At 69.4% G+C, this 26,388-nt stretch carries 32 protein-coding genes; 21 read left to right on the top strand and 11 right to left on the bottom strand.

From position 1 onward, the window contains the following. The first annotated feature begins 9 nt into the window (after positions 1-9). Complete coding sequence (locus ABD970_RS05655; protein ID WP_345294496.1) at positions 10-723, top strand: DUF3108 domain-containing protein; 714 nt, start codon at positions 10-12, stop codon at positions 721-723. A 128-nt stretch (positions 724-851) separates the two neighbouring features. Continuing rightward, positions 852-1,481 carry a DUF3108 domain-containing protein gene (locus ABD970_RS05650; RefSeq protein WP_345294576.1) on the top strand — a complete coding sequence of 210 codons (630 nt, stop codon included), beginning with the start codon at positions 852-854 and terminating at the stop codon, positions 1,479-1,481. A 69-nt stretch (positions 1,482-1,550) separates the two neighbouring features. On the opposite strand, the gene murA is transcribed toward ABD970_RS05650, so the two are convergent. Then, positions 1,551-2,810 carry a UDP-N-acetylglucosamine 1-carboxyvinyltransferase gene (murA, locus tag ABD970_RS05645; RefSeq protein ID WP_345294495.1) on the bottom strand — a complete coding sequence of 420 codons (1,260 nt, stop codon included), beginning with the start codon at positions 2,808-2,810 and terminating at the stop codon, positions 1,551-1,553. After that, positions 2,810-3,058: a BolA family protein gene (locus ABD970_RS05640; RefSeq protein ID WP_345294494.1), complete on the bottom strand. Its 249-nt coding sequence runs from the start codon at positions 3,056-3,058 to the stop codon at positions 2,810-2,812. The genes murA and ABD970_RS05640 overlap by 1 nt, the downstream gene beginning before the upstream one ends. 118 nt (positions 3,059-3,176) lie before the next feature. On the opposite strand from ABD970_RS05640, the gene ABD970_RS05635 reads away from it, so the two are divergent. From ABD970_RS05635 to mgtE, 14 genes are all read left to right on the top strand, one after another. Beyond that, positions 3,177-4,181, top strand: coding sequence for a KpsF/GutQ family sugar-phosphate isomerase (locus tag ABD970_RS05635; RefSeq protein ID WP_345294493.1), 1,005 nt, complete (start codon positions 3,177-3,179; stop codon positions 4,179-4,181). A gap of 170 nt (positions 4,182-4,351) precedes the next feature. Next, positions 4,352-4,903: a KdsC family phosphatase gene (locus tag ABD970_RS05630; RefSeq protein WP_345294492.1), complete on the top strand. Its 552-nt coding sequence runs from the start codon at positions 4,352-4,354 to the stop codon at positions 4,901-4,903. Then, positions 4,900-5,457: an LPS export ABC transporter periplasmic protein LptC gene (lptC, locus tag ABD970_RS05625; RefSeq protein ID WP_345294491.1), complete on the top strand. Its 558-nt coding sequence runs from the start codon at positions 4,900-4,902 to the stop codon at positions 5,455-5,457. Before ABD970_RS05630 ends, lptC begins: the two co-directional genes overlap by 4 nt. Continuing rightward, a complete protein-coding gene (gene lptA, locus ABD970_RS05620) occupies positions 5,438-5,962 on the top strand; it encodes a lipopolysaccharide transport periplasmic protein LptA (protein ID WP_345294490.1) in 525 nt (174 codons plus the stop codon). Before lptC ends, lptA begins: the two co-directional genes overlap by 20 nt. Continuing rightward, positions 5,962-6,681 carry an LPS export ABC transporter ATP-binding protein gene (gene lptB, locus ABD970_RS05615; protein ID WP_345294489.1) on the top strand — a complete coding sequence of 240 codons (720 nt, stop codon included), beginning with the start codon at positions 5,962-5,964 and terminating at the stop codon, positions 6,679-6,681. Before lptA ends, lptB begins: the two co-directional genes overlap by 1 nt. A 32-nt stretch (positions 6,682-6,713) precedes the next feature. Further along, positions 6,714-8,153: an RNA polymerase factor sigma-54 gene (locus ABD970_RS05610; RefSeq protein ID WP_345294488.1), complete on the top strand. Its 1,440-nt coding sequence runs from the start codon at positions 6,714-6,716 to the stop codon at positions 8,151-8,153. Between the two features lie 160 nt (positions 8,154-8,313). Continuing rightward, complete coding sequence (hpf, locus tag ABD970_RS05605; protein WP_345294487.1) at positions 8,314-8,640, top strand: ribosome hibernation-promoting factor, HPF/YfiA family; 327 nt, start codon at positions 8,314-8,316, stop codon at positions 8,638-8,640. Positions 8,641-8,874: 234 nt separating this feature from the next. After that, positions 8,875-9,354 (top strand): PTS sugar transporter subunit IIA, encoded by a 480-nt coding sequence (locus tag ABD970_RS05600; protein WP_345294486.1) that lies wholly within the window; start codon positions 8,875-8,877, stop codon positions 9,352-9,354. Beyond that, positions 9,351-10,313, top strand: a complete 963-nt coding sequence (gene hprK, locus ABD970_RS05595; protein ID WP_345294485.1) for an HPr(Ser) kinase/phosphatase — start codon at positions 9,351-9,353, stop codon at positions 10,311-10,313. The genes ABD970_RS05600 and hprK overlap by 4 nt, the downstream gene beginning before the upstream one ends. Next, a complete protein-coding gene (gene rapZ / locus ABD970_RS05590; RefSeq protein WP_345294484.1) occupies positions 10,310-11,188 on the top strand; it encodes an RNase adapter RapZ in 879 nt (292 codons plus the stop codon). The genes hprK and rapZ overlap by 4 nt, the downstream gene beginning before the upstream one ends. 55 nt (positions 11,189-11,243) lie before the next feature. After that, positions 11,244-11,636, top strand: a complete 393-nt coding sequence (locus tag ABD970_RS05585) for a PTS sugar transporter subunit IIA (RefSeq protein WP_345294483.1) — start codon at positions 11,244-11,246, stop codon at positions 11,634-11,636. A gap of 90 nt (positions 11,637-11,726) precedes the next feature. Next, on the top strand, positions 11,727-11,996 hold the full coding sequence (locus ABD970_RS05580) for an HPr family phosphocarrier protein (protein ID WP_345294482.1): 270 nt from the start codon (positions 11,727-11,729) through the stop codon (positions 11,994-11,996). A gap of 168 nt (positions 11,997-12,164) precedes the next feature. Further along, positions 12,165-13,889: a phosphoenolpyruvate--protein phosphotransferase gene (gene ptsP, locus ABD970_RS05575; protein ID WP_345294481.1), complete on the top strand. Its 1,725-nt coding sequence runs from the start codon at positions 12,165-12,167 to the stop codon at positions 13,887-13,889. A 132-nt stretch (positions 13,890-14,021) separates the two neighbouring features. After that, positions 14,022-15,383, top strand: coding sequence for a magnesium transporter (gene mgtE, locus ABD970_RS05570; protein ID WP_345294480.1), 1,362 nt, complete (start codon positions 14,022-14,024; stop codon positions 15,381-15,383). Between the two features lie 120 nt (positions 15,384-15,503). Here mgtE and ABD970_RS05565 read toward each other — a convergent pair whose 3' ends face one another. The 4 genes from ABD970_RS05565 to ABD970_RS05550 form a co-directional block, all read right to left on the bottom strand. Further along, the gene (locus tag ABD970_RS05565) at positions 15,504-16,442 is read right to left on the bottom strand and encodes an aspartate carbamoyltransferase catalytic subunit (protein WP_345294479.1); all 939 of its coding nucleotides are present in this window, start codon (positions 16,440-16,442) and stop codon (positions 15,504-15,506) included. A 115-nt stretch (positions 16,443-16,557) separates the two neighbouring features. Beyond that, positions 16,558-17,034 carry a Holliday junction resolvase RuvX gene (gene ruvX / locus ABD970_RS05560; RefSeq protein ID WP_425563044.1) on the bottom strand — a complete coding sequence of 159 codons (477 nt, stop codon included), beginning with the start codon at positions 17,032-17,034 and terminating at the stop codon, positions 16,558-16,560. Beyond that, positions 17,034-17,597, bottom strand: coding sequence for a YqgE/AlgH family protein (locus tag ABD970_RS05555; protein ID WP_345294478.1), 564 nt, complete (start codon positions 17,595-17,597; stop codon positions 17,034-17,036). The genes ruvX and ABD970_RS05555 overlap by 1 nt, the downstream gene beginning before the upstream one ends. A gap of 145 nt (positions 17,598-17,742) precedes the next feature. Continuing rightward, positions 17,743-18,369, bottom strand: coding sequence for a superoxide dismutase (locus ABD970_RS05550; RefSeq protein ID WP_345294477.1), 627 nt, complete (start codon positions 18,367-18,369; stop codon positions 17,743-17,745). A gap of 300 nt (positions 18,370-18,669) precedes the next feature. On the opposite strand from ABD970_RS05550, the gene ABD970_RS05545 reads away from it, so the two are divergent. Continuing rightward, positions 18,670-19,164, top strand: coding sequence for a DUF4440 domain-containing protein (locus ABD970_RS05545; protein WP_345294476.1), 495 nt, complete (start codon positions 18,670-18,672; stop codon positions 19,162-19,164). A 78-nt stretch (positions 19,165-19,242) separates the two neighbouring features. On the opposite strand, the gene ABD970_RS05540 is transcribed toward ABD970_RS05545, so the two are convergent. Beyond that, positions 19,243-20,376 carry a PilT/PilU family type 4a pilus ATPase gene (locus ABD970_RS05540; RefSeq protein ID WP_345294475.1) on the bottom strand — a complete coding sequence of 378 codons (1,134 nt, stop codon included), beginning with the start codon at positions 20,374-20,376 and terminating at the stop codon, positions 19,243-19,245. Between the two features lie 165 nt (positions 20,377-20,541). Beyond that, positions 20,542-21,579: a type IV pilus twitching motility protein PilT gene (locus tag ABD970_RS05535; protein ID WP_345294474.1), complete on the bottom strand. Its 1,038-nt coding sequence runs from the start codon at positions 21,577-21,579 to the stop codon at positions 20,542-20,544. A gap of 157 nt (positions 21,580-21,736) precedes the next feature. Here ABD970_RS05535 and ABD970_RS05530 point away from each other — a divergent pair, with 157 nt between their 5' ends. The 3 genes from ABD970_RS05530 to ABD970_RS05520 all read left to right on the top strand — a co-directional run bounded on the left by ABD970_RS05530 (position 21,737) and on the right by ABD970_RS05520 (position 23,865). Beyond that, complete coding sequence (locus tag ABD970_RS05530; RefSeq protein WP_345294473.1) at positions 21,737-22,429, top strand: YggS family pyridoxal phosphate-dependent enzyme; 693 nt, start codon at positions 21,737-21,739, stop codon at positions 22,427-22,429. 76 nt (positions 22,430-22,505) lie between these two features. After that, positions 22,506-23,378, top strand: coding sequence for a pyrroline-5-carboxylate reductase (gene proC / locus ABD970_RS05525; protein WP_345294472.1), 873 nt, complete (start codon positions 22,506-22,508; stop codon positions 23,376-23,378). A 1-nt stretch (position 23,379) separates the two neighbouring features. Beyond that, positions 23,380-23,865: a DUF4426 domain-containing protein gene (locus tag ABD970_RS05520; protein WP_345294471.1), complete on the top strand. Its 486-nt coding sequence runs from the start codon at positions 23,380-23,382 to the stop codon at positions 23,863-23,865. Between the two features lie 51 nt (positions 23,866-23,916). Here ABD970_RS05520 and ABD970_RS05515 read toward each other — a convergent pair whose 3' ends face one another. From ABD970_RS05515 to pdxH, 3 genes are read right to left on the bottom strand one after another with little or no spacing between them, the layout of a single operon-like run. Beyond that, positions 23,917-24,723, bottom strand: a complete 807-nt coding sequence (locus ABD970_RS05515; protein WP_345294470.1) for a cobalamin-binding protein — start codon at positions 24,721-24,723, stop codon at positions 23,917-23,919. Continuing rightward, a complete protein-coding gene (locus ABD970_RS12450) occupies positions 24,720-24,896 on the bottom strand; it encodes a hypothetical protein (protein ID WP_425563043.1) in 177 nt (58 codons plus the stop codon). Before ABD970_RS12450 ends, ABD970_RS05515 begins: the two co-directional genes overlap by 4 nt. Then, positions 24,893-25,489, bottom strand: coding sequence for a pyridoxamine 5'-phosphate oxidase (pdxH, locus tag ABD970_RS05505; RefSeq protein WP_345294469.1), 597 nt, complete (start codon positions 25,487-25,489; stop codon positions 24,893-24,895). Before pdxH ends, ABD970_RS12450 begins: the two co-directional genes overlap by 4 nt. Positions 25,490-25,569: 80 nt before the next feature. On the opposite strand from pdxH, the gene ABD970_RS05500 reads away from it, so the two are divergent. Continuing rightward, positions 25,570-26,382 (top strand): kinase, encoded by an 813-nt coding sequence (locus ABD970_RS05500; RefSeq protein ID WP_345294468.1) that lies wholly within the window; start codon positions 25,570-25,572, stop codon positions 26,380-26,382. The last annotated feature ends 6 nt before the right edge of the window (positions 26,383-26,388 follow it).

Here is a 26,388-nt window from a genome sequence, read left to right as displayed (position 1 = left end):
GGCGCCCGCATGAAACGCCTGCTCTTCACATCATTGCTGCTGCTGGTCGGCGCTGGCAGCGCCGCGGCCGCGGACCTGCAGCCTTTCGTGGCCAGCTACCAGGCCTATCGTGCCGGCGCGCTGGCGGGCACCGCGACCATGCGTGTGGTGCGCACCCGTGCGCCGCTCTGGCGGATCGACCTCGACCTCCAGGGCGACCGCGGCCTGGCGGGACTGGTCGGACTCGACGTCGCACAGAGCACGGTCTTCGATGCGCTCGGCGATGGTTATCGACCGCTCAGCCAAAGCACCGTCCGCAAGGCTTTCCTGCTGCGCCGCAAGAGCGTCGGCACCTACGACTGGGCGGCGGGGACCGCGCGCTGGACCGGCGATGTCAAGGCCGAACGCCAGGCACCCATCGCCTTGCAGCCGGGGGACATGAGCGGCCTGCTGATCAACCTGGCCATCCTGCGCGACGCCGAACCCGGCAAGTCGCTGCGGTACCGCTTCGTCGACGGCGGGCGCGTCCGCATCCATGAGTACCTCGTGTCCGATGCCACCGAGAACGTCGGCGTCGGGGACTTGCGTTACGAAGCGCTGCGCGTTTCACGCAGCAATGGCGGCAATGACGAGACGATCGTCTGGGTCGCCGATGGCGTCCCGACGCCCGTGCGCATCCTGCAGCGGCAAGACGGAGAGGACGGCATCGACCTGCGCCTCATCCGATACCAAGGAGCGAAATGATGTCCAAGCCAGGTCAACCCGACCGATTCCCACCCGTGGCCGGACCGGCCGCCGCCGGCCAGCGACGTTCCTGGAAGGCGGGGGTGCTCGCCGCCGTCTTCTCTTTGGCTGCATTGCCGGCGATCGCCATGGAGCCCTTCACTGCCGACTACCAGGCGAACTACATGGGCATGAAGGCGACCGGCACGATGACGCTGGCGCCGGCGGGCAACGATCGCTGGAAGTACAGCCTCGACATCGATGGCATGGGCGCGAAGCTCGGGCAGAGCACCGTGTTCGAGAGCCGCGGCGGCGAGTGGCGCCCGCTGTCGAGCACGGATTCCCAGCAGGGCACGGGCGGGCTCGCAGCGCTGCTGGTCAAGCGCAAGCGGGTCGACGCGACCTACGACTGGTCGACCGGCCAGGCGCGCTGGACCGGAGACGTGAAGGATGGCCGTGCGGGCCCGGTTGCGCTCAAGTCGGGCGACGTCGACGCCATGCTGCTCAACCTGATGCTGGTGCGCGACGTGAAGGCGGGCAAGCCGCTGAGCTACCGCCTGGTGGAGGATGGCCGCGTGCGCAAGCAGACCTACAAGGTCGCCGGCACGGAATCCATCGACGTCGGCGGCCGCCAGCGGCAGGCGACCAAGGTCGTGCGGGACGACGGCAAGCGCCAGATCCTGGCCTGGATCGTCGAGGGCCTGCCCGTCCCGGCCCGCATCCTCCAGCGACGCGATGGCAAGGACCAGGTCGACCTGAAGTTGAAGTCGGTGCGCTGAACCCGGGCGCGACGGCGAGAAAAAAGCCCCGTTCGCCGGGGCTTTTTCTTGCGCCACCGGTCCCGGGATTCAACCGATGCGGCGGATGCTTGCGCCCAGCAACGACAGCTTCTGCTCGATGTGCTCGTAGCCGCGGTCTAGGTGGTAGATGCGATCGATCACGGTTTCACCCTCGGCCACGAGCCCGGCGAGGATCAGCGACGCCGAGGCCCGCAGGTCGGTCGCCATCACCGGCGCGCCGGTCAGGCGTTCGACCCCTGTGACCACCGCCCGGTGACCGTCGATCTCGATCTGTGCCCCGAGCCGCAGCAGCTCGTTGACGTGCATGAAGCGGTTCTCGAAGATCCTTTCGTCGATCGCGCCACTTCCTTCCGCGATGCAGTTCAAGGCCATGAACTGGGCCTGCATGTCGGTGGGGAACCCCGGGTGCGGCTCGGTGGTGATGTCGACCGCGCGCGGACGACGCCCGCGCATGTCGACCGTGATCCGGTCGCCATCGACGTCGACCCCGGCGCCCGATTCGGCGAGCTTGGCCAGCACGGCCCGAAGGGTGTCCGGACGCGCATGGGTCGCGACCACGCGGCCACCGGTCATCGCCGCAGCGACCAGGAAGGTGCCCGTCTCGATGCGGTCGGCGATGACCTCGTGCGCGCCCCCGTGCAGTCGGTCGACGCCGTTGACCACGATCCGCGACGTGCCCGCGCCCTCGATGTCCGCGCCCATGGCGACCAGGCAGTCCGCCAGGTCGACGATCTCCGGTTCGCGCGCGGCGTTCTCGACCACGGTCGTGCCTTCGGCCAGGGTCGCGGCCATCAGCACGTTCTCGGTGGCACCGACGCTGACCATGTCGAACGCCACCCGGCCGCCGCGCAGGCGGTCGGCGCGGGCCTTGATGAAACCGTGCTCGACCACGATCTCCGCCCCGAGCGCCTCGAGCGCGGCGATGTGCAGGTCCACGGGCCGCGAGCCGATCGCGCAACCCCCCGGCAGGGATACCTCGGCCGCCCCGTGCCGGGCCAGCAGGGGACCCAGCACCAGCACCGAGGCGCGCATGGTGCGCACCAGCTCGTACGGCGCGACGTGGCTCTGCACCGTCCGCGGATCGACCGCGACCCGGCAGGCTTCGACATCGTGCGTGACGGTGGCACCCAGCCCGGTGAGCAGCTTGATCGTGGTGACCACGTCGTGCAGGTGGGGCACGTTGCCGATCGAGACCGGACCATCGGCGAGCAGGGTCGCGCACAGGATGGGCAGCACCGCGTTCTTGGCACCGGAAATCCGGACTTCGCCCTGCAGCGGCACGCCGCCGCCGACCACGATCTTCTGCATCAGGATGCGGCGCCGGGGGGACGATGTTCGCCTGGCGTCAGCGTACGCAGCGCCAGGGCGTGGATTTCCCCACCCATGCGGTCCCCCAGCGTGGCGTAGACCAGCCGGTGGCGGGCGAGCGGAAGCTTGCCGGCGAATGCCTCGCAGACCACAAGGGCTTCGAAATGCACGCCGTCGTCCCCCTGGACCCAGGCGCGGGCGCCCGGAAGGCCGTCTTCGATCAACTGGCGGATGGTGTCTGCGTCCAAGGGCGTTCCCGTGCGGTGAGGTGTCGTTCCGCGCACACGGAGCGCCAGCGTGGCCGCTCCGCGATGAATGCGCGTAAAATCGAGCCACTTAGCCTAACGGAAAGGGTCCGGCTCCGAAATGGCCGATCACGCCACAGCGCCCGCCACCGACACCGATGCCGGGCTCGCCGCCAGCGGCCGCCGCGTGCTGGAGATCGAACAGCAGGCGCTGCAGGCGGTCGCCGAGCGCATCGACGGGGCGTTCTCGCAGGCCTGCCGCCTGATGCTGGCCTGCCGTGGACGGGTGGTCTGCACGGGGATGGGCAAATCCGGCCATGTCGCGCGCAAGATCGCCGCGACGCTCGCCTCGACCGGGACGCCCGCCTTCTACGTGCACCCAGGTGAGGCCGGGCACGGCGACCTGGGCATGGTCACCGACGCCGACATCGTGCTGGCGCTGTCGTATTCGGGCGAAAGCGACGAGCTGCTCATGCTGCTGCCGGTGCTCAAGCGGCAGGGCAACGCCCTGATCGCGATGACCGGCCGCCCGCAGTCCACGCTCGCGCGCGGCGCCGAGGTGCACCTGGACATCAGCGTGCCCGCCGAGGCGTGCCCGCTGGACCTGGCGCCCACGGCCAGCACCACGGCATCGCTGGCGATGGGCGACGCCCTGGCCGTCGCCCTGCTGGAGGCGCGCGGCTTCACCGCGGACGACTTCGCGCGCTCCCATCCGGCGGGTGCGCTCGGCCGCCGCCTCCTGCTGCACATCGCCGACGTCATGCATGCCGGCGACGAGATCCCGTCCGTGCCCGAGGACGCCAGCCTCAGCGACGTGCTGGTGGAGATGAGCCGAAAGCGCCTCGGCATGACCGCCGTGGTCGATGCAGCAGGCCGGCTGCGTGGCCTCTACACCGACGGTGACCTGCGCCGCACGCTGGCCGATCCCGGCATCGACGTGCGCAGTGCACGCATCGTCGACGTGATGACGCGCACGCCGGTCACCATCTGCAGCGACGCACTCGCGGTGGAAGCGGCCCGGCTGATGGAGACCCACAAGATCAACGCGCTTCTGGTCGTGGACGCGGAAGATCGCGTGGTCGGCGCGCTGAACATTCACGACCTGTTGCGAGCGCGAGTGGTCTGATCCGCTTCCCGCCCGCCGCGACCTCACCCACCCTGCACGATCAATGCCGCGCGGGCGGCTTGCAAGAACGAATGACCGGCGTCACCGCTTTGAAAGAAAGCCGCCATATCTCAGCCCTCGCGCACGTCCCGAAACGCCCCGCCTCCCACGCCCCGCTTCCCACGACTCCCATGTCCGCAGCTCGCTACCGCGACTACCCCGCCGAGGTCCTGGCCCGCGCCAAGCGGATCCGCCTGGCCTGCTTCGACGTCGACGGCACGCTGACCGACGGCCGCCTGTACCTGGACGACCGCGGCGGCGAAGCCAAGGCGTTCCATGTCCAGGACGGCCAGGGACTTGCCCTGCTGCGACGCAGCGGCATCGCCATCGCCCTGGTCACGGCCCGAGGCGGCAACGTGGCCGAGCGGCGCGGGGCCGAACTCGGCGCGGAGGTGTTCACCGCCGTCACGGACAAGCGTGGATGCGTCGAAAGCCTTTGCCAACGCCTGGAGATCACGGCGGACGCCGTCGCCTTCATAGGCGACGACCTGGCCGACCTCCACGCCCTCGACGCGGCCGGGCTGTCGGTCGCCCCGGCCGACGCCCACCCGTGGATCGCCGCACGCGTGCACTGGCAGACCCAGTCGCGGGGTGGCGAAGGTGCGGCGCGGGAACTGTGTGACCTGTTGCTGATCGCCCAGGGCAAGGTCGATGCGTTGCTGGCGAAGGGCCGCGAGCCATGAGCTGGCGCGCCTGGCTGGGAACGATCCTGCTGGTCGCCGCGATCGTCAGCGGCTGGTCGGCGTGGCGGCAACGGGCGGACCCCCTCACGGCGACAGGCGTTGCGGACCGGTCGGATTACGTGCTCCATGACTTCGAACTGGTCTCCCTCGATGCCCAGGGCAAGGAATCGTTCACCCTGCGGGCGCCGGAACTCGCGCGCAACCCCGCCGATGGCACCATTGCCCTGCAGACCCCGTTGTTCCTGTTGCCCGATCCGGACGGAACGTATTGGGAGGTCCGTTCGCGGACGGGCTGGCTGAGCGCCAGCCACGACGAACTGCGACTGCGAGGCGATGTGGTCGCCAAGGCCGAGGAAGCCGCCGCAGACGCGATCTCGATGAATACCGAGCAACTGAATGTTTTCCCGCAGACCAACCTCGCCACCTCCGCGGTACCCGTTACCATCACCCAGTCCGGCTCTACAATGCGGGGCAGCTCGATGCAGGCGGACCTCGCCGCCAAGAACGTCAAACTCAAGGATGTGCGGACCCGTTATGCCCCAAATCGCCGCTAGCCTGTCCGCCGCCGCCTGCCTGCTCGTCCTGGCCGGCGGCGCCTGGGCGAAATCGTCGGATCGGAACCAGCCGATGGACATCGACGCCAACAGCAGCAACTGCTCGATCGGCGACAACAGCCCGTGCGTCTTCAGCGGCAACGTCCACATCGTGCAGGGAACGCTCGACATCCGCGCCGCGAAGGCGGACGTGCGCCGCGGTGGCGGGGACATCCAGCGGGTGATCATCACCGGCTCCCCTGCGAGGCTGTCCCAGGGCCTGGACAATGGCGGCACGATGACGGCCTCGGCGTCGACCGTCGAATACGACATGCCCAGGGAGACCGTCATCTTCACCGGCAATGTCCGGATCGAGCAGGCCGGGCGCGGCGCGATGAGCGGCCCCCGCATCGTCTACAACATGCAGACCGGCCAGGTGCAGGGCGGCGGCGGCGAAGGCGGCGGCCAGATCCGCACGCGGATCCTGCCCCGCGCGGCCCAGGGCAACAAGCAAGGCAGCGACTGATGCTCGTCGCCGAGGGGTTGCGCAAGCGGTACCGCTCGCGGGAAGTCGTGCACGACTTCGGCCTGACCCTGGACGCGGGCGAAGTGGTCGGCCTGCTCGGGCCCAACGGCGCGGGCAAGACCACCTGCTTCTACATGATCGTGGGCCTGGTTCCCGCCGACGATGGCCGCATCCTGCTCGACGGGCGTGACATCACCGGCGAACCGATGCATCGCCGCGCCCAGCTGGGTGTCGGCTACCTGCCGCAGGAACCCTCGGTCTTCCGCAGGCTCAGCGTGGCCGACAACATCATGCTGGTCCTCGAACTGCGCGACGACCTGGATGGCCGCGCCCGCCAGGCCGAGCTGGCCAGCCTGATGGACGAACTGCAGGTCGCCCATGTCGCCGGCCAGCTTGGCGCCAGCCTGTCCGGCGGCGAGCGCCGGCGGGTGGAGATCGCCCGCGCGCTGGCCGCGAACCCGCGGCTGATGCTGCTCGACGAGCCCTTCGCAGGCGTGGACCCGATCTCCGTCGGCGAGATCCAGCGCATCGTCGAGCACCTCAAGCACCGCGGCATCGGCGTGCTCATCACCGACCACAACGTGCGCGAAACCTTGGGCATTTGCGACCGGGCGTATATCCTCAACGAAGGCGGCGTGCTCGCGCAGGGGGCTCCGGACGCGCTGCTGGCCGATCCCGACGTGCGTCGGGTCTACCTGGGGGACGCGTTCCGCCTGTAGTCCCGCCGCGTCACCCAACGGCACCGGGGACGATGAAGCAACGCCTGCAGACAACGCTCGGGCAACACCTGGTCCTGACGCCACAGCTGCGCCAGGCGCTGCATATCCTGCAGCTCTCGACGCTCGAACTGGAGGCGGAGATCCTGTCCGCGCTGGAGAGCAACCCCCTGCTGGACTGGGAGGAGGAGTCGGCGATCAGCGCCGGTCCGGAAGATCCCGCGCGCGCGAACGGTACGGCCGCCGACGGCGACGCATCGTCCCCGGCAACGGAAGACGCGGGCTGGGAACAGCAGGAGCGCTGGGGCGACGAGGCGTTCGCGCGCAGCGGCGGCGGCAACGGCGCGGGTTACGACGACGTCGACACCGAGGAACGGGTCGCGGAGAGCGAGAACCTGCACGACCACCTGGCCTGGCAACTGCACCTGTCGCACCTCTCGCCGCGGGATCGCCAGATCGGCGTGGCGCTGATCGATGCGATCGACGACGACGGCTACCTGCGCGAATCGATCGACAGCATCGTCGAGACCTTGTTGCCCGACCTGCACTGCCACCAGGACGAGGTCCTGAACGTGCTGCGCCAGATCCAGGCGTTCGACCCGACCGGCGTGGGCGCCCGCGACCTGGGCGAGTGCCTGCTGCTGCAGCTGGACGTCCTCCCCGAGGACACGCCCTGCATGGCCTTGGCCAGGCGCACCGCCCAGGCGCTGATCGAACAGCTTCCCCGGCTCGGCGCGGAGGGCCTGGCGGCGGCGTTGCCATGCAGCCTGGACGAAGCCGCCGGCGTACTGGAATTGTTGCGCACGCTCGATCCCAGGCCCGGCGGCCAGGTCGGCGACCTGCCGCAGGACACCTACGTCGTGCCCGACTGCGTGATCAGCCGGCACAACGGCATGTGGCAGGTGTCGCTCGCCGGCAACCAGCAGCCGCGCCTCATCATCCACCGCGGCTACGAGCAGATGATCAAGCACGCCAGCTCGGAGGATTCGGGTTACCTGCGCGGGCACCTGCAGGAGGCTCGCTGGCTGCTAAAGAATTTGGAAGCGCGCGGCGAGACCCTGCTCAAGGTGGTCCGATGCCTGGTGCAACAGCAATCAGGGTTCCTCGAGTTCGGCGACCTGGCGTTGCGCCCGCTGACGCTTCGCGAGGTGGCCGTCGAGATCGGCATGCATGAATCCACCGTGTCGCGCGCGGTGTCCCGCAAGTACGCGCGCACGCCGCGGGGCACCTTGCCGCTGCGCGCGTTCTTCGCCTCCGGCGTCGACAACGAAGGCGGCGGCGGCACCTCGAGCACCGCGATCCAGGACATGATCCGCCGGCTGGTCGAGGCCGAGGACCCGCGCAAGCCGCTGTCCGACGCCCGACTGGCCGAAGCCCTGAAGGCCGCCGGGGTCGCGGTGGCCCGGCGTACCGTCGCCAAGTACCGCGAAGCGCTCAACATCCCCTCCTCCCACGACCGGGTCAGGATCGGTTGAGCCCCGTGGCACCGCGCCGGGGATCGGCGGGCCTCCCTGCCCCCCGCGCCCGGGCCGCCCGTCGTGGAGTTCACCGCGCCGCCAGCTCTGCGTTAACCTAATTCCAACCACGGCATCCGCCAGTTGCGCGATGCTGGGGACCCGCAGAAGGAGGCAGCAGATGCGCATCGAAACCCACGGCCAGCAGATCCAGGTCACTCCCGCGCTTCGCGAATACGTCGAATCCAAGTTGCAGCGCCTCGGGCGCCACTTCGAGCAACCCTTCGACGTGCGCACGCAGCTCAGCCTCGACAAGCCGGACCACCGCGCCGAGGCCACGATCAACCTCTCCGGGAAGACCCTGCATGCCGATGCCAGCGCGATCGACATGTATGCCGCCATCGACCTGCTCGCCGACAAGCTCGACCGCCTGCTGATCAAGCACCGCAAGAAGATGGTCGACCACCACCGGGGCCAGAGTCCGGCCCGGAGCGGCGAGTTCGGTTGAGTCCCGTGGCGAGACCACGGGGATGACCGGCCGGTGACGGCGCGCGGCCACGGTCGTACGCACGGCACGCGCGGCATGGAAGCCCGGGGTCGCACGCGACGTTGGCGTCGACCCGGCCCGAAGGCACGACGTTCCACTGCGCGCCCGGCCCAGGGGCGCGGAGTCCATGCAGGACGTGGCACGCTCGGCATGCCCTGCCATGACGAGCCGTCCCGCCCCCTCGAGGACCACGCCATGCCATTCGACGACCTGCTCGCTGCCGACCGCATCGTGATGCTGATGGATCCGATCGACCGCAACACCGTGCTCGATGCCGCCGCGCGCCTGCTGGCCGGGGACCCCGGCGGACTCACCCAGGCGATTGCCGAGGGCCTGCGCGCACGCGAGCGGGCCGCCAGCACCGCCATCGGACGGGGCGTGGCGCTGCCGCACTGCCGGGACAACGCCTTTGCCGGCGCCCGCGGCGCGTTCCTGCGGCTCGCCTACCCCGTGGACTTCGGGGCGGGCGACGGGGAACCGGTCGACCTCGTATTCGCCATGTGCGCACCGGAGGACGAGACCGGGGAGCACCTGCACACCCTGGCAAAACTGGCGGAGCGCTTCTCCGACGCGCAGCTGCGCGAGGATCTGCGCGAAGCGACCGAGATGCGGGCCATCCGCGACGCGCTGCTCTCGACATCCCGTGGCGATATCTGGAACATCGCCACGGCATGAACGCACGGATCACCGCACGGGAACTGTTCGACCAGCTGCGCGAGCGGCTGGAACTGCGTTGGCTCGCCGGCGAGAGCGGCGAATCGCGCGTCCTGGAAGCCGTCGAGACCGTCGCCCGGCGCCCATCGCTGGCCGGCTACCTCAACATCATCTACCCCAACAAGGTGCAGATCCTCGGAAGCGAGGAACTGGCCTGGCTCGATGGACTGGATTCCCGGCAGCGCTGGGAAACCATCGAGAAGATCATGCAGTACCGGCCATTGGCGATGGTCATCAGCAAGGGGCAATCCTGCCCCGACGACCTGCGCACGGCGGCGGAGGAATCGTCGACGCCGCTCTGGTCGGCGCCACGCCGCGGCCACGAACTGCTCAACCACATGCAGTACCACCTGGCGCGCACCCTGGCGCCACGGGTCACGCTGCACGGCGTGTTCATGGAGATCTACTCCATTGGCGTGCTGATCACCGGGGAGTCGGGCTCGGGCAAGAGCGAGCTGGCGCTGGAACTGGTCACGCGCGGGCACCGCCTGGTCGCCGACGACGCCCCCGAGTTCACCCAGATCGCTCCCGACGTGCTCGACGGGACCTGTCCGCCCCTGCTGCAGGACCTGCTGGAACTGCGCGGCCTGGGCGTGCTCGACATCCGCGAGATGTTCGGCGACACCGCGGTGAAGCGGAACAAGTACCTTCGCCTGATCGTGCACCTGAGCCGCTCGGACGAGGACACCGCCACGTCTTGGGACGAGGACGGCATGGTGCGCCTGACCGGCGACCTCGGGTCCCGCCATGTGCTCGACCTCGACGTGCCGATGATCACCCTGCCGGTGATGCCCGGACGCAACCTGGCCGTGCTCGCGGAAGCCGCCGCGCGCACCCACATCCTGCGCGCCAAGGGCGTCGACCCTGCCGCCGCCTTCATGGCCCGGCATTCGCACTTCCTCGAGCGGGGGGAGCGATGATCGAAATCGTCTCCCCCGCGCCATCGCTGCTCGTGGTCAGCGGCATGTCCGGCAGCGGCAAGTCCGTGGCCCTCAACACCTTCGAGGACCTGGATTTCTACTGCGTCGACAACCTGCCGGCGGAATTGCTGCCGGACTTCGTGCGCAGCGCGACCCATCCCGAGCGCAGCTCGCAGAAGCTGGCCGTCGGCATCGACGTGCGCAGCCGGGGCGACCTCGCCAACATCCCGGAGTGGTTGTCCGCGGTGGGCGCCATGGGACTGGACCCGAAACTGGTGTTCTTCGACACCCGCGACGAGGTCCTGCTCAAGCGCTACGCAGAGACCCGCCGCAGGCATCCCCTGACCCACCTGGGCCTGGCCCTGGCCGACGCGATCGCGCTCGAGCGCCAGGCGCTCAAGCCGTTGCGCGCGCTGGCCGACGTGATCATCGACACCAGCGACCTAAACGTGCACCAGATGCGGCGCCGTGTGATCACCGAACTGGGCCTCGGGCTGCATTCGGCGCTTTCGCTGTTGTTCGAGTCCTTCGCCTACCGGCGTGGCGTGCCCGCCGATGCGGATTTCGTGTTCGACGCCCGTGGCTTGCCGAATCCGCATTGGGATGCTCGCCTGCGGCCGCTGTCGGGACGCGACGCCGATGTCCACGATTACCTGGACGCACAGGACGATGTCCGCCGCTACGTCGGGCAGGTCGGCGACTTCCTCGGCACCTGGCTGCCGCGCATGCAGTCGGACACGCGCAGCTACGTCACCGTGGCCTTCGGATGCACCGGTGGGCGCCACCGATCCGTCTACCTGGCCGAGACGCTCGGCGAACTTGCCCGCACGCGGGGATGGGGCGATGTCGCCACGTTCCATCGCGAGCTCGATTGAGCGCGCCTCGCGGTCCGGGCCCACAAGCCGGCCCCGGCTCTGCTAAGTTTGACCGATGGCAGTCGGCATCCTCCTCGTCACCCATCCCGGCATCGGCAACGCGACCATCGCGGTGGCCGCCAGGCTCTTGCGCAACCTGCCGTTGAAGGTCGAGGCCTTCGAGGTCCCGCTCGATGGCGACCCGGACGAATTGCTTCCCAAGGCCAGCGCCGCCCTGCGACGCGTCGACGGCGGCTTCGGAGTCCTGGTGCTCACCGACCTGTACGGGGCGACGCCCAGCAACCTGGCGGCACGGCTGGCGCACCTCGGCACGCCCGTGCGCCGCGTGTCCGCGCTCAACCTGCCGATGCTCCTGCGGGTGATGAACTACCCGGAACTGGAGCTCGACGACCTGCCGGCCGTCGCTGCCGCAGGCGCGCGCAACGGGGTCATCCATGACGATGCCTGAGCTGCCGCGGCCGTCCAGGCGATGCAGGCGCTTGCGCGCCCTAGCTCTCGCGTCCGGCAACGGACTCGCGCCGGTTCCGGGGGTGGCGGCATGATCGAGCGCGAGCTGGTGATCACCAACAAGCTTGGCCTGCATGCCCGCGCCACCGCCAAGCTGGTGCAGGTGCTCGCGCCTTACCGCTGCAATGCCACGCTTACCGCCAAGGGACGCGAGGTCAATGCCAAGAGCATCATGGGGGTCATGCTCCTCGCCGCCGGCCAGGGCACCCCGGTGGTGCTGCGGGTGGAGGGCGAGGACGCGGAGGCGGCGGCCGAGGCGGTCGGCGCCCTGTTCGAGCGCCGGTTCGACGAAGACAGCTAGCGCGCTGCCCTCACGATGACCGGCTTGCGGCGTCATCGTGCATGCGCAACACGGAGGCACACCATGGCGGTACAAAACAGGGGCGAAGCACGGCGGTGCGCATCGGCAAGCCGGTCCCGTCGGCCCTCGGGCGTCCTTGGCAGGCCACCCAAGAGGGGGCACAGATAGATGCGGCAGTCGCTACCCGGGCAAGGCGCATCCAGGGGCACGGCGCTGGGCCGCGCGCGCATCCGCCAACCGCATGCACTGGAGGTCGCCGAAGAGCGCATCGCCGAGGCGGACGTCCCGGCGGAGCTGGCCCGACTACGCGCGGCCATCGACCTGGTGCGCGGCGAGATGCGCGACATGCGCGATCGCCTGCATGGCGCGCTCGCCCGGGAAGTCGGCGAGTTCCTCGACCTGCACGCCTTGCTGCTGGACGACCCCGAGTTGCTGCAGGGTCTCGATGAACTGATCACCATCGGCCGGTACGGTGCCGACTACGCGTTGCGGCTCCAGCGCGACCGGCTGGCATCGGTGTTCGAAGGGATGGACGACGCCTATTTCCGTAGCCGCATCGAGGACATCGACCACGTCATCGGCCGGGTGCATGCCGCCCTGCATCGGCGCGACGCGGAACTGCTCGGCGTTGCCGGCGAGATCCTGGTCACCGACAGCATCGCGCCTGCCGAGATCGCCCAGCTGCAGGCGCAAGGCGTGCTGGGCATCATCACCGCCGGCGGCAGCGCGCTCTCGCACAGCGCCATCCTCGCGCGCAGCCTGCACCTGCCGCTGGTCGTCTCCGCGCCGGAGGCCCTGCAGAGGATCAACGACGGCGACGTGCTGGTCATCGACGGCGGCAGTGGACTGGTGGTGGTCGAACCCGATGCCGACGACCTGCGCGCGCACCGGGGCCGCAAGCGGGACGAGAAGCGCGAGCAGCAGCAGCTGCACCGCCTGCGGCGGGAACCCTCGCGCACGCGCGACGGCGTCGACATCCGACTGTACGCGAACGCCGAATCCCGCGAGGACGTGGCCGAGTCGCATGCGCTGGGCGCCGCCGGGGTGGGGCTGTATCGCACCGAGTACCTGTTCCTGCAGCGGCCGGGCCTGCCCGACGAGGAGGAGCAGTTCCGGGCCTACCGCGACCTGGTGCTGGGCATGACCGGCCGCATGGTCACGATCCGCACGCTGGACATCGGCGCGGACAAGGCCGACCGCAGCGGCCTGGCGCTGCGCAACGAGCCCAACCCGGCGCTGGGACTGCGCGGCGTGCGGCTGTCGCTTTCGCGGCGCGACGTGTTCCAGACCCAGCTGCGCGCCATCGTCCGCGCCTCGGCTTACGGGCCATTGCGCATCCTGGTGCCCATGGTCACCCAGCGCAGCGAGCTGCTGGACGTCGCGCGCCTGCTCAAGCGGGTGGTGGACAAGCTCCGGCGCGACGGCCACGCCGTGGCACGCCAGATCCCCCTCGGGGCGATGATCGAGGTCCCGGCGGCCGCGCTTGCCTTGCCGACGCTGATCGACCGGATCGACTTCCTGTCCGTCGGCACCAACGATCTCGTCCAATACCTGCTTGCCGCCGATCGCGGCAACGATGCGCTCGGCGACCTGTACACGCCGATGCATCCTGCGATGATCCGCTTGCTGCACGACGTGATCTCCACGGCCGACGCGAACGGCAAGCCCGTGGCGGTCTGCGGGGAAATGGCGGCCGACCCGCTGTTCACGCCCGTACTGCTCGCCCTGGGCCTGAAGGAACTCAGCCTGCACCCGAGCACCCTGCTGCAGGTGCGCCGCGCCATCCGCGCCCTGGACCTCGGACAGTTGCGGGAAAGCGCGCCGGCATTGCTGCGGGCCCGCGACAGAGCCGGCATCGAGCGCTGGCTGGCGCGCGCCAGCGAGCCGGCCTGACACCTGCGCCAAGGCGTCCCGGCTCGCCGGGGTGTGCAGGCCACCCGTCGAAGGTGATAATGCGCGCATGAACGCCTGATCCTGTCGCGCCTGCCGTCGCGACGCCGCACCGTCCAGCCGCAGGAAGCCGCCATGGCAGAAGCCGTCCGCCAAGACAAGACCGCGCGCCAGCTGCGAATGCTTTCGGACGCGTTGGAAAGCGGACGGCTGGGTCCGGTCCGGCGGCTGATCAACACGCTGGCGCCGGCGGAGATCGGCAACCTCCTCGAATCCCTCCCGCCGGACCGCCGCAGCGTCGTCTGGGGCCTGGTCGACCCCGAGGACGACGGCGAGGTGCTGGTCCACGTCGGCGACGAAGTCCGCGAAAGCCTGATCGCGGACATGGACCCGGACGAGATCGTCGCCGCGGTCGAGGACCTGGACATCGACGACCTCGCCGACCTGGTCGAGGAGTTGCCCGACACGGTCATCGACGAAGTCCTCAAGTCGATGGACCGCGAGAACCGCGAGCGATTCGAGCAGGTGCTCTCCTACCCGGAGGACAGCGCCGGCCGCCTGATGAACCCCGACGTGGTGACGGTGCGCGCCGACACCACGGTCGACGTCGTCCTGCGCTACCTGCGCCTGCGCGGCGAGCTGCCGGAACACACCGACCACCTCTACATCGTCAACCGCCGCCACCAGCTCCTGGGCTGGGTCGCGCTGCAGGACCTGGTGACCAGCGACCCGGCCAGCCCCGTCAACCGCCTGATCGACGACACCCTCACCGCGCTGCACGTCGACGAGTCCTCCGACGAGGTCGCCCGCCAGTTCTCGGACCACGACTGGGTGTCGGCGCCGGTGGTCGACGACGGCAACATCCTGCTCGGGCGCATCACCATCGACGACGTGGTCGACATCATCCGCGACCAGGCCGAGCACCAGGCCCTCGGTGCGGCCGGCCTCGACGAGGAGGAGGACCTGTTCTCGCCGGTGCGCCGCGCCGTGCGCGGCCGCGTGGTCTGGCTGGGCGTGAACCTCGCGACGGCCTTTCTGGCAGCTTGGGTAATCGGTCGCTTCGAGGCCACCATCGAGCAGATCGTCGCGCTGGCCGTGCTGATGCCCATCGTCGCAGGCATCGGCGGCAATGCCGCGATGCAGGTGCTGACGCTGATGGTGCGCGGCCTGGCGCTGGGCCAGGTCGGCGCCAGCAACGCCAGCGTGCTGTTGTGGAAGGAAGTCCGCGTCGCCTCGATCAACGGGCTGCTGATCGGCGGCTTCGTCGGCCTCGTCGCGTACATCTGGTTCCACGACTGGGTGCTGTCGCTGGTCATCGCGGCGGCGTTGTTGCTGAACTTCCTCGCCGCGGCGCTGGCCGGTGTGCTCGTGCCGTTGACCATGAAGCGCGCCGACGTCGATCCGGCCGTCGCGGGCGGCGTGGTGGTCACCGCGGTGACCGACGTGGTCGGCTTCTTCAGCTTCCTCGGGCTGGCGACGGTGATCCTGCTGCGTTGAGCGAGCCTTTACCGCGCCGGGTCGGCGCGCAGGCGGGGACAGCGATGTCCGCGGTGGCCAGTGCCGGCTCGGGTCGGCAGCGTGCCCGGGGTTTCACGGTGCACGACGGGGTCGAGGGCGTCACGCCCGAGCCAGCAACGCCTCCAGCACCGCCATCCGCACCGCGACGCCGTTGGCGACCTGGCGCAGGACCAGCGATTGCGGGCCGTCGGCGACCGTGTCGTCGATTTCGATGCCGCGGTTCATGGGCCCGGGATGCAGGACGACCGCGTCGCCAGCGGCACGGCGCAGTCGCCGTGGGGTCAATCCGTAATCGCGGTGGTAGTCCTCCAGCGAATCCACCAGCCCTTCGACCATGCGCTCGCGCTGCAGCCGCAGCAGCATCACCGCATCGACGCCGTCGAGGGCGGCATCGAAATCCGTGGTCACGGTGCAACCGGAAAGCAACCCGTCGCCCGGAAGCAGCGCCCTCGGCGCGCAGACGCGGATCTCACCCGCACCCAGCGTGCGCAGGGCATGCAGGTCGGAGCGGGCCACGCGCGAATGCAGCACGTCGCCGACCACCAGCACCTTGAGCGCGGAAAAATCGACGCCCTTGGCCTGCCGCAGCGTCAGCATGTCCAGCAAGCCCTGCGTCGGGTGCGCGCTGCGCCCGTCGCCCGCGTTCACCAGCGACGTCCCGGGGGCCGCCGCGGCGGCCAGGGCCGCCACCGCGCCGTCCTCCGCCGCGCGGACCACGAAGCACTGCACGCCCATCGCCTCGATCGTCTTCAGCGTGTCGCGCGCGGTCTCGCCCTTGGTGGTCGAGGAGGTCGAGGCATCGAAGTTGAGCACGTCGGCACCCAGCCGCTGCGCCGCACGCTGGAACGAAAGCCGGGTGCGTGTCGAAGGTTCGAAGAACAGCGTGCACATGGCCCGACCGGCCAGCGCCCTGGGATCCGGGTTGCCGTCCATCAAGGCCTGCGCGCGGTCGAGCAACGCGACGACGGTCTCGCGCGGCACTCCCTCCAGGGTCAGCAGGTGGTGGAGGCGGCCGTCGCTGGCGTGTTGTGCGATCACCGGCCACCCCGCAGGTTGCATCCGGACCGACCCATCCGGCGCTGCGCGCCACCTGCGCCCCCAGCCGCATGGACCACGGAAAAGCGGTTGTGGCGGATGCGACGCCGTTGACCGGTCACGACAGGACCACCGCGTCGGCGGGCGCGGCCAGCCATCGCTCGACGATCACCGCCGCGGCCACGGCATCGAGCGCGGCGGCATCGCGGCGACGCTTGCGCCCCGCGGCCCTGTCGGCGGCGAAGCGCTCGGCGGCCTCGATGGAGCTAGAGCGTTCGTCCACGAGCACGACGGGTCTCCCGTAGCGCGCCTGCAGGGCGCGTGCGAAGGCATGGGCGCGCTCACGGATCGGCTGGTCGCCGCCATCCAGGGTCATCGGATCGCCGACCACGAACCCGTCCGGCCGCCATTCGCTGTGCAGGCGGTCGATCGCCGGCCAGTCGGTGGTCTCGCCGTGCACGTCGATCACCGCCAAGGCCCGTGCGCCGTGGCCGAACGCACTGCCGACGGCGACCCCGATCCGCCTCGCGCCGACATCGAAACCCAGCACGGTACCGTCGGGCTTGATCGACGTGGCGGACTCCACCGCGGCCATCAGGCATGCCCGCTGTAGTCGGCGACATGCATCATGTCCACGCCCAATCGCCCGGCGGCGGCCTGCCAGCGGCCTTCCAGCGGCGTGGCGAACAGCAGTTCGGCATCGGCCGGAACGGTCAGCCAAGTGTTCTCGGTCAGTTCGTATTCCAGCTGGCCCGCGCCCCACCCGGCGCAGCCCAGTGCCACGAGGGCGCGCGCGGGACCGTCGCCGCCGGCCATCGCCTCGAGCACGTCGCGCGAGGTGGTCACGAACAGGCCGTCGGCGATCGGCAGGGAAGAGTCCCACTGGCGGTCCCCGTCATGGACCACGAAGCCCCGCTCGGGATGCACCGGTCCGCCGGCCAGCACGCTCTGTTCCCGCAAGGCGTCGTCCTGGCAGGGAATGTCCATCTGCTCGAAGACATCCCCGAGCCTGTATTCCGAGGTGCGGTTGACCACGATGCCCATCGCGCCCTGGTCGTCGTGCTGGCAGATCAGCGCGACCGAGCGCGAGAAGTTCGGATCGTCGAGTGCCGGCAATGCGACCAGCAACTGGTTGGCGAGGGTTGGGCCTTGCGTCATGGCCCCATTCTACCGGGCGCCCCCGGCGCCGCGGAACGCGGCCTCACCGCCCACCCGCGATTGCCGGACATCGCGGCGAAAGCGGCGCACCCCCGGCGGCATGCCGGAGGTGCGTCCTTGCGGGGGTCGGCGCGACGCCGCCTGGTCAGCCCTTGATCGCGGCCTGGTAGCGGCGTTCGACTTCGTTCCAGTCGATCACCTTGTAGAACGCGGCGATGTATTCAGGACGCCGGTTCTGGTACTTGAGGTAGTACGCGTGCTCCCACACGTCGAGCCCCAGGATCGGGGTCATGCCCGAGCCGATGCCCTTCATCAGCGGGTTGTCCTGGTTGGCGCTGTCCTCCACGGCGAGCTTGCCGGACTTCGTCGTGGTCAGCCAGGCCCAGCCGCTGCCGAACCGGCTCACTGCCGCATTGGTGAAGGCCTCCTTGAACTTGTCGAACCCCCCCAGGTCGCTGTCGATGCGCTTGGCCACGTCGCCCTGGGGCTCGCCGCCGCCGTTCGGGGACATCACCGTCCAGAACAGGGAATGGTTCGCGTGCCCGCCGCCGTGGTTGCGCACCGCGCTCTGGACCTTCTCGGGCAGCGCCTCGATGTCGCGGATCAGCGACTCGACCGGTTCATTGGCTAGCTTGGTGCCTTCCAATGCCGCGTTGAGCTTGTCCACGTACGTCTGGTGGTGCTTCGTGTAGTGGATCTCCATGGTCTTCGCGTCGATGTTGGGCTCGAGCGCGTCGAAGGCGTAGGGGAGCTTGGGGAGGGTATGCGCCACGGCGGGACTCCGGTTCTGGGAAAGACCGGCATTGTCCCTCCTGATGGGTAAAGAATTCGACAAGGCGCGGATCGCGAGGCGCGCGGAAGGTCGGCAAGACGCGATCCGCGAGGGAGTCAACTGCCGCAATCACCGGGCAAATGGCCGGTTTTCCCGAGGATTTCCGTCTAACTGGTCGCCTGCCCGCGATCCATGCGGGCAACAGGTTCGGGGACGATCCATCACTCGGTCATGCAGCAGGGAAGCCGCGGGGCGACCCCGGGCGCGTCATTCCCGCTGGATCACCACGAGGAGTCTCCAATGTCTTTCTTCAAACGCAATGCCATCGCCACGGCAATGCTGCCCGCCGCGCTCGCGCTGCTCGCCATCACCGCCCCGGCGACCGCCGCCGAGGATCCGGCCGTCGCCGCCGAAGTCATGGCCGCGGCCAGGGCGCAATGGGCCGCGCAGGACCAGAACAAGCCGGCCGCCCAGTCCTACGCGACGGTGGCCGACGAGTACACCGAGTTCAATCCCGAGGTCCCCACGCTCATCAAGGGCAAGTCCCTGGCCGGGCGCATGTTCGATGCCTCGCTGCAAGGCACCGGCAAGGGGCTGCTGTCGGACATGATCAATCCGCACGTGCAGGTGTACGGCGACACCGCGATCCTGGCCTACAACTACGTGGGCATGGTCAAGGACAAGGACGGCAAGATCGACAACGTCATGGCCAAGTCGACGCGCGTGTACGTCAGGCAGAACGGGAAGTGGATGCTGGTGCACGCCAACTTCGCACCGGTCGCCGGCGGCGACTGAACCCCGGCACCGCGCCGGAACGCACAAAGCCGGGCATCGCCCGGCTTTTTCGTGGCCAGCGATCGTCGCCCCGATCGGCTACGGCGTGACCTCGGACACCTCCACGCCATCCATGCCCTGCGCCAGGGTCTTGGCGTCGCCGCCCTGGGCCAGCTTGATGCGCAGGCGGACCTCGTTCTGCGAGTCGGCGAAGCGCAACGCGTCCTCGTAGGAGATCTCGCCGGCCTGGTAGAGCTCGAACAGGCTCTGGTCGAAGGTCTTCATGCCCAGGTTGGTGGATTCCTTCATCACTTCCTTGAGCTTGTGGATCTCGCCGTCGCGGATGTAGTCCTGCACCAGCGGGGTGCCGAGCAGGATCTCCATCGCCACCCGCCGGCCCTTGCCGTCCGGGGTCGGGATCAACTGCTGCGCGACCACGCCCTTGAGGTTGAGCGACAGGTCCATCAGCAGCTGGCTGCGCCGGTCCTCGGGGAAGAAGTTGATCATCCGGTCCATCGCCTGGTTGGCGTTGTTCGCGTGCAGGGTGCACAGCACCAGGTGGCCGGTTTCGGCGAAGGCGATCGCATGGTCCATGCCCTCGCGGGTGCGCACCTCGCCGATCATGATCACGTCCGGCGCCTGGCGCAGGGTGTTCTTCAGCGCGTTCTCCCAGGTGTCGGTGTCGATGCCGACCTCGCGCTGGGTGATGATGCAGCCCTCGTGCTTGTGCACGAATTCGATCGGGTCCTCGATGGTGATGATGTGGCCCGTCGAGTTCTGGTTGCGGTAGCCGATCATCGCCGCCAGCGAGGTGGACTTGCCGGTGCCCGTCGCGCCGACGAACAGGATGATGCCGCGCTTGGTCATCGCCAGGGTCTTGATGATCGGCGGGAGGTTGAGCTCCTCGATCGTCGGGATCTTGGTCTCGATCCGGCGCAGCACCATTCCCACCTGGTTGCGCTGGTAGAAGCAGCTGATGCGGAACCGGCCTACGCCCGACACGCCGATGGCGAAGTTGCACTCGTGGGTCTTCTCGAACTCCTCGCGCTGCGGCGGCGACATCACGTTGAGCACGAGGTCGCGGCTCTGCTGCGGCGTCAACGGGTTCTGGGTGATCGGCGAGATCTTGCCGTGCACCTTCATCGACGGCGGCATGCCGGCGGTGATGAACAGGTCGGACGCCTTCTGGTGCGCCATCAGCTTGAGGAACGAAGTGAAATCGATGCTGCTCATAGCGGTTCTCCAACTATGCGAAATGCCGTTTCTGCCCGCCCTGCGGTGCATGGAAGCACCCCGCCGGGTCTCGCCCGCCTCGCGGCCGATTCCCGGGGGCAGGCCCGGCACGTACCGGACTTGCCGCATCGGGTGCCGGGCGGGATGCCCGGCCCCCGACCACAACTATTCGAACAGGCGCTTGTCCTTGGCGTAGTCCTTGGCCTGAGGACGCGTGATCATGCCGCGCTTGACCAGGTCCTGCAGGTGCTGGTCGAGGGTCATCATGCCGTGGTTCTGGCCGGTCTGGATCGCCGAATACATCTGCGCCACCTTGTCCTCGCGGATCAGGTTGCGGATCGCCGGGATGCCGACCATGATCTCCCAGGCCGCGGTCCGCCCGCCGCCGACCTTCTTCAGCAGCGCCTGCGCGATCACCGCACGCAGCGACTCGGACAGCATCGACCGGACCATGGCCTTCTCGCCGGCCGGGAACACGTCGATCACGCGGTCGATGGTCTTGGCCGCCGAACTCGTGTGCAGCGTCGCGAACACCAGGTGGCCGGTTTCCGCCGCGGTCAATGCCAGGCGGATGGTCTCGATGTCGCGCATCTCGCCGACCAGGATGTAGTCCGGGTCCTCGCGCAGCGCCGAACGCAGCGCCTCGCTGAAGCCGTGGGTGTCGCGGTGCACCTCGCGCTGGTTGACCAGGCACTTCTGCGCGGTGTGCACGAACTCGATCGGGTCCTCGATGGTGAGGATGTGGCCGTACTCGTTCTTGTTGATGTGGTCGACCATCGCCGCCAGCGTGGTGGACTTGCCAGAGCCGGTCGGCCCGGTCACCAGGATCAGGCCCTGCGGCTGGTCGATGAGCTCCTTGAAGATGCGCGGGCAGCCCAGGTCCTCGAGCGTCAGCACTTCCGAGGGCACCGTGCGGAACACGGCGCCGGCGCCACGGTTCTGGTTGAAGGCGTTGACGCGGAAGCGCGCCAGCCCCGGGATCTCGAACGAGAAATCGACCTCGAGGAACTCCTCGTAGTCGCGGCGCTGCTTGTCCGACATGATGTCGTAGATCAGCGCGTGCACCTGCTTGTGGTCCAGCGCCGGGATGTTGATCCGGCGCACGTCGCCGTCGACGCGGATCATCGGCGGCAGGCCGGCCGACAGGTGAAGGTCGGAGGCCTTGTTCTTGACCGAGAACGCCAACAGTTCGGCAATATCCATGCGTGCTCCCCATTCCGCTCGCAGCGGCGCTGCAACTTGCTTCGATGGACCCGATGGGCCGGCAACCCTCGCACGGCTGGCGCCAGCCTACCCCCTGGACCCAGTATAGCCTCGTATCCGCGTCACAAATCCAGCCCTTTCAAGAGGATTCCGTCACGTGCTCGCGAACGCCATGCATGAAGTCCTGCAAAGGATTGATAACGCGTCGCACGCCGCGAAGCGGCCACCGCCCCGCCTGCTGGCGGTCAGCAAGACCCGGGCCAGCGGCGAGGTGGCCGCCCTCGCCGCGGCGTGGCGGGCGCGGGCCGGCGCGGCCGCAGCGGCGTTCGGCGAAAACTACGTCCAGGAGGCGGCCGCCAAGATCGAAGCGCTGCGCGGTTCGGGGTTCGAATGGCACCTGATCGGACACCTGCAATCCAACAAGGCCGCCGACGCGGCCCGGCTGTTCGACTGGGTCCAGACCGTCGACCGCCCGAAGCTGCCGCCCTTGCTGGCCAGGCATCGCCCGGACGACCGTCCCCGGCTCAACGTGCTGATCCAGGTCAACATCGACGACGAAGCGAGCAAGCATGGCTGCGCGCCCGCCGAGGTGGAGGCACTCGCGGCACGGATCTCCGGGCAACCCCGACTGCGGCTACGCGGCCTGATGGCGATCCCGGCACCGGATCCCGACCCGGCGCGCCGCCGGGCCGCGTTCGCCGCGATGCGCGGCCTGTTCGATCGGCTCGGCTTGCAGCACGACGGCATCGATACCCTTTCCATCGGCATGAGCGACGACCTGGAACTTGCCATCGCCGAAGGCGCGACCATGGTCCGCGTGGGCACGGCACTGTTCGGACCTCGCCAGTGAGCAGCGGGCCGGGGGGCTCCCTTCGTGCCTCCTGGCCCGGTTGTTATGCTGGCGGCACGCCCACGGCCTGATCGCAATGTCCCCCAACGAAACGCTTCCATCCGATCCCGGTTCCATCGCCTTCATCGGCGGCGGCAACATGGCGCGCAGCCTCATCGGCGGCCTGGTGTCGCGTGGCATCGCCGCCGACACCATCCACGTCGCCGAACCCGTCGAAGCGCTGCGCGCTGCGCTGGAGGCGGATTTCGGGGTCCGCACCCACGCCAGCGCGTTGCAGGCCGCGAGCGAAGCCGAAACCTGGCTGCTGGCCGTCAAGCCCCAGGTCATGCGCGGCGTCTGCGAAGCGCTGGCGACGCAGGCGCAGGTGGCGCGGCCGCTGGCGATCTCGATCGCCGCCGGCATCACCATCGACCAGCTGTCGCGCTGGCTCGGCGGGGACTCGGCCGATGCCACGCCACTGCCCATCGTGCGCGCCATGCCCAACACCCCTGCCCTGCTCGGTGCCGGCATGACCGGGCTGCATGCCAATGCGCAGGTCGACGCCGGCGGGCGCACCCGCGCCGAGGCGTTGCTGTCGGCCGCCGGCAAGACCGTATGGATCGAGGACGAGGCGCTGATGGACGCGGTGACGGCAGTCTCCGGCAGCGGTCCCGCCTACGTGTTCCTGCTCGCCGAGGCGATGGAGGAGGCCGGCAAGGCCGAGGGCCTGCCGGACGCCGCCGCGCGGACCCTCGCGCTGCAGACCGTGCTCGGCGCGGCGCGCATGCTCACAGAATCCGACGAGGCGCCATCGGAACTCCGCCGCCGCGTAACGTCCCCGGGTGGCACCACGCAGGCTGCGGTCGAGACCTTCGAGTCCGGCGGCCTGCGCGACCTCGTGGCGCAGGCCGTCCACAACGCCGCTGAACGCGGCCGGCAGCTGGCACGCGCCAACGACGAGGACGCGTGAGTTGCGCCTGAAGCGCCAGCGCTTGGCCATCGTGCTGTTCACCGCGGCCGCGCTCACCGGCTGCGGCAGCCCGTCGCCGCAGGCGGAAGTGGCGCGACAACAGGCCGCCGCACCCCAGGAAGCCAGCGTGCAGTTCGGCGACATCATCGTGCGCGCCAACGCCGTGGCCACGTCGGGCCTGTCCGAACCGGTCGCCCGGCAGTACGGGGTGTCGCGCGAAGCGGGAACGGTGATGCTGCTGGTCGGCGTGCGCAGGATTGCCGATGGCGATGAAACCTCCCTCCCGGCGCGGGTCACCGCCCGGGCGGTCGACCTGCTCGGCAAGCGCCAGGCGCCGGAGATGCGCGAGGTGCGCAGCGGTGGCTTCATCGACTACGTGGCCACCGTGCGGGTCGCGGCACCGGAGACGCTGCGATTCGACGTCGACGTGGCTACTGCCGACGGCCAACGCGCCAGCCTGCAATTCAACCGCGACTTCTTTCCCTGAGCCGTTTCCGCGCGGACCATCGGTCCGCGTGCTTCGGCGCCGCTGCCCGGCCTAGGGGCCGTTGCGAGATCGGGCCCACGCTTGCACGATGCGCGACATCTCGCGTACGCCATCGGTCAAGGCCGCCGGCCCGGGCTGCAGGATCAGCGGCGACTTGATCTCGTGCAGCTCGCCGTCGCGCACGGCGGGGATCGCCTCCCAGCCCGGACGGGCCGCGACCTTCTCCGGACGGAATTTCTTGCCGCACCACGAGCCGATGATGATGTCGGGCGCGCGCCGCACGACGTCCCCCGGATCGGCCAGGATCCGCTGCTTGGCCAGCGACTCCATCGCGCGCTCGGGGAACACGTCATCGCCACCGGCGATCCGCAGCAGCTCCGCGACCCAGCGGATGCCCGTGATCAACGGATCGTCCCATTCCTCGAAATACACCTTCGGCCTGCGCGGCAGGCGCGCCGAGGCTTGTTCGATCGCATCGAGGCCGCGCTGCAGGTCGTCGGCATAGGCCTCGGCACGCCCGGCGGCGCCGACCAGCGCGCCGAGCCGGCGGACGTAGTCGAGGATGCCGGCGACGCTGCGGTGGTTGCTGATCCAGACCTCGACGCCTTGCCGGATCAGTTCGGCGGCGATGTCGGCCTGGATGTCCGAGAACCCGACCACGAAATCGGGCTCGAGCTTCAGGATCTCGCCGATCTTCGCGCTGGTGAACGCGCTGACCTTCGGCTTCTCCTTGCGCGCCCGCGGCGGGCGCACGGTGAAGCCGCTGATGCCCACGATGCGGTCCTGTTCGCCGAGTGCGTAGAGCGTTTCGGTCGGCTCCTCGGTCAGGCAGACGATGCGACGGGGTCCGGACGTCATCGCGGCAGCGGCTTCCGGAAGTGGACCACGCGCCCGGTTTCCTCGAAACCGCAGGCGAGGTGCGCGCCGCGACTGTCGGCGCTGTCCAGCCAGGTATCGGAGGCCAGTTCGGACAGGCCTTGCGCACGCGCATCCTGTTCGGCGGCGCGACGCAGACGCCATGCGGAGGTCACGGATACAGCATCCGCTTCGACCATTCCCCGGCCATGTCGCGCTCGTACAGATAGCGCTCGTGGAGGCGGAAGTCCGCGCCGTACCAGAACTCGATGCTGCGCGGACGCACCCGGAACCCGGTCCAGCGTTGCGGCCGGGGGACCGGGCGGCCGTCGAACTTCTGCTCGCATTCCTGGATGCGGCGCTCGAACTCCGCGCGCGACTCCAGGGTTTCGGATTGCTCCGATGCCCAGGCGCCGAGCTGGCTGCCGCGCGGGCGACTGGCGAAGTAGGCGTCGGCTTCGTCGTCGGGCACGGTCAGCACGCGTCCCTCGATGCGCACCTGCACGCCCTGGCGCACGCGCGGCCAGTGGAACACCAGCGCCGCGAAGGGATTGGCCTGCAATTCGCGGCCCTTGCGCCCGTCGAGATGGGTGTAGAACACGAAGCCGCGCGCGTCGTGCGCCTTGAGCAACACGGTGCGTGCGGACGGGCGTGCGTCGAGCCCGGCGGTGGCGACCACCATCGCGGTGCGGTCGGGTTCGCCCGCGGCCTGGGCTTCGTCGAATAGCTGGTCGAAGGTGGCGAGGGCTTCGGCAAACAGGTCGGTCATGGCCATACTATGCCGCGCCGGCGCGCGCCTTGTCGAAGCCGCGCCCGCCCGGATGCCTGCGCTATCGTGACGTGGTGACGATGACCCCGACTCATTTCCCCGACGCCGCCGCGGGCTATCGGCCGCAGTTCGTGCGGCAGGTCCTGGACGACGCGCTGGGCCAGGGCGCCCGCGTCTATGGCATCGCCGGGCTGCAGGGCACCGGCAAGTCGACGCTGTCGGCGCAGGTGGCCGCGCTCGCGGAATCCGAAGGGCGACGCGTGGCCGTCCTGTCCATCGACGACTTCTACCTGGACCAGGACGAACGGCAGCAGCTTGCGCGCGAGGTCCATCCCCTGCTCGCCACCCGTGGCCCGCCAGGCACGCACGACGTCACGCTGGCTTGCGAAACGATCGATGCCTTGCTGGCCGGCCGCCAGGTGGCACTCCCGCAGTTCGACAAGATCGACGACCGCCGCCTGCCGCGGGACGCCTGGCCCGTCGTCAGAGACTGCGACCTTGTGATCCTCGAAGGCTGGTTCCTCAAGACCCCGCCGCAGGACCCTGCGGCGCTGGCGGTGCCGCTCAACGCGCTGGAACGCGAGCAAGACCCCGACGGGACGTGGCGACGCTATTGCAACGACGCGCTCGCCCACGACTACGGACCGCTCTGGCGGCGCATCGACCGCATGCTGTTCCTGCAGGGGCCGGCGTTCGACGTCGTGCCCGGCTGGCGCTGGCAGCAGGAGCAGACGCTGCAGGCGGCGAACCCGGGGCGCCAGGCGATGTCGCGGCCGCAGGTCGACCGGTTCGTGCAGTTCTTCGAGCGCACCAGCCGCCAGGCGCTGGACACCTTGCCCGGGATCGCCGAGCGCACGATCCGGATCGACGCGCACCGCGACCCGATTCCGTAGGCGTGC

The organism is Luteimonas vadosa (assembly GCF_039543545.1).
In the GTDB taxonomy this organism is placed as follows: Bacteria; Pseudomonadota; Gammaproteobacteria; order Xanthomonadales; family Xanthomonadaceae; genus Luteimonas; species Luteimonas vadosa.
The sequence above is the reverse complement of the archived record's forward strand: the minus strand, read 5'-3'. Positions and strand labels throughout refer to the sequence as shown.

Bases quoted from the DNA above. Each gene is read 5' to 3' on its own strand.
- ABD970_RS05655 (WP_345294496.1), top strand. From the start codon at position 10: ATGAAACGCCTGCTCTTCACATCATTGCTGCTGCTGGTCGGCGCTGGC.
- ABD970_RS05650 (WP_345294576.1), top strand. From the start codon at position 852: ATGGAGCCCTTCACTGCCGACTACCAGGCGAACTACATGGGCATGAAG.
- murA (WP_345294495.1), bottom strand. From the start codon at position 2,810: ATGCAGAAGATCGTGGTCGGCGGCGGCGTGCCGCTGCAGGGCGAAGTC.
- ABD970_RS05635 (WP_345294493.1), top strand. From the start codon at position 3,177: ATGGCCGATCACGCCACAGCGCCCGCCACCGACACCGATGCCGGGCTC.
- ABD970_RS05630 (WP_345294492.1), top strand. From the start codon at position 4,352: ATGTCCGCAGCTCGCTACCGCGACTACCCCGCCGAGGTCCTGGCCCGC.
- lptC (WP_345294491.1), top strand. From the start codon at position 4,900: ATGAGCTGGCGCGCCTGGCTGGGAACGATCCTGCTGGTCGCCGCGATC.
- lptA (WP_345294490.1), top strand. From the start codon at position 5,438: ATGCCCCAAATCGCCGCTAGCCTGTCCGCCGCCGCCTGCCTGCTCGTC.
- lptB (WP_345294489.1), top strand. From the start codon at position 5,962: ATGCTCGTCGCCGAGGGGTTGCGCAAGCGGTACCGCTCGCGGGAAGTC.
- ABD970_RS05610 (WP_345294488.1), top strand. From the start codon at position 6,714: ATGAAGCAACGCCTGCAGACAACGCTCGGGCAACACCTGGTCCTGACG.
- hpf (WP_345294487.1), top strand. From the start codon at position 8,314: ATGCGCATCGAAACCCACGGCCAGCAGATCCAGGTCACTCCCGCGCTT.
- ABD970_RS05600 (WP_345294486.1), top strand. From the start codon at position 8,875: ATGCCATTCGACGACCTGCTCGCTGCCGACCGCATCGTGATGCTGATG.
- hprK (WP_345294485.1), top strand. From the start codon at position 9,351: ATGAACGCACGGATCACCGCACGGGAACTGTTCGACCAGCTGCGCGAG.
- rapZ (WP_345294484.1), top strand. From the start codon at position 10,310: ATGATCGAAATCGTCTCCCCCGCGCCATCGCTGCTCGTGGTCAGCGGC.
- ABD970_RS05585 (WP_345294483.1), top strand. From the start codon at position 11,244: ATGGCAGTCGGCATCCTCCTCGTCACCCATCCCGGCATCGGCAACGCG.
- ABD970_RS05580 (WP_345294482.1), top strand. From the start codon at position 11,727: ATGATCGAGCGCGAGCTGGTGATCACCAACAAGCTTGGCCTGCATGCC.
- ptsP (WP_345294481.1), top strand. From the start codon at position 12,165: ATGCGGCAGTCGCTACCCGGGCAAGGCGCATCCAGGGGCACGGCGCTG.
- mgtE (WP_345294480.1), top strand. From the start codon at position 14,022: ATGGCAGAAGCCGTCCGCCAAGACAAGACCGCGCGCCAGCTGCGAATG.
- ruvX (WP_425563044.1), bottom strand. From the start codon at position 17,034: ATGGCCGCGGTGGAGTCCGCCACGTCGATCAAGCCCGACGGTACCGTG.
- ABD970_RS05555 (WP_345294478.1), bottom strand. From the start codon at position 17,597: ATGACGCAAGGCCCAACCCTCGCCAACCAGTTGCTGGTCGCATTGCCG.
- ABD970_RS05545 (WP_345294476.1), top strand. From the start codon at position 18,670: ATGTCTTTCTTCAAACGCAATGCCATCGCCACGGCAATGCTGCCCGCC.
- ABD970_RS05540 (WP_345294475.1), bottom strand. From the start codon at position 20,376: ATGAGCAGCATCGATTTCACTTCGTTCCTCAAGCTGATGGCGCACCAG.
- ABD970_RS05535 (WP_345294474.1), bottom strand. From the start codon at position 21,579: ATGGATATTGCCGAACTGTTGGCGTTCTCGGTCAAGAACAAGGCCTCC.
- proC (WP_345294472.1), top strand. From the start codon at position 22,506: ATGTCCCCCAACGAAACGCTTCCATCCGATCCCGGTTCCATCGCCTTC.
- ABD970_RS05515 (WP_345294470.1), bottom strand. From the start codon at position 24,723: ATGACGTCCGGACCCCGTCGCATCGTCTGCCTGACCGAGGAGCCGACC.
- pdxH (WP_345294469.1), bottom strand. From the start codon at position 25,489: ATGACCGACCTGTTTGCCGAAGCCCTCGCCACCTTCGACCAGCTATTC.
- ABD970_RS05500 (WP_345294468.1), top strand. From the start codon at position 25,570: ATGACCCCGACTCATTTCCCCGACGCCGCCGCGGGCTATCGGCCGCAG.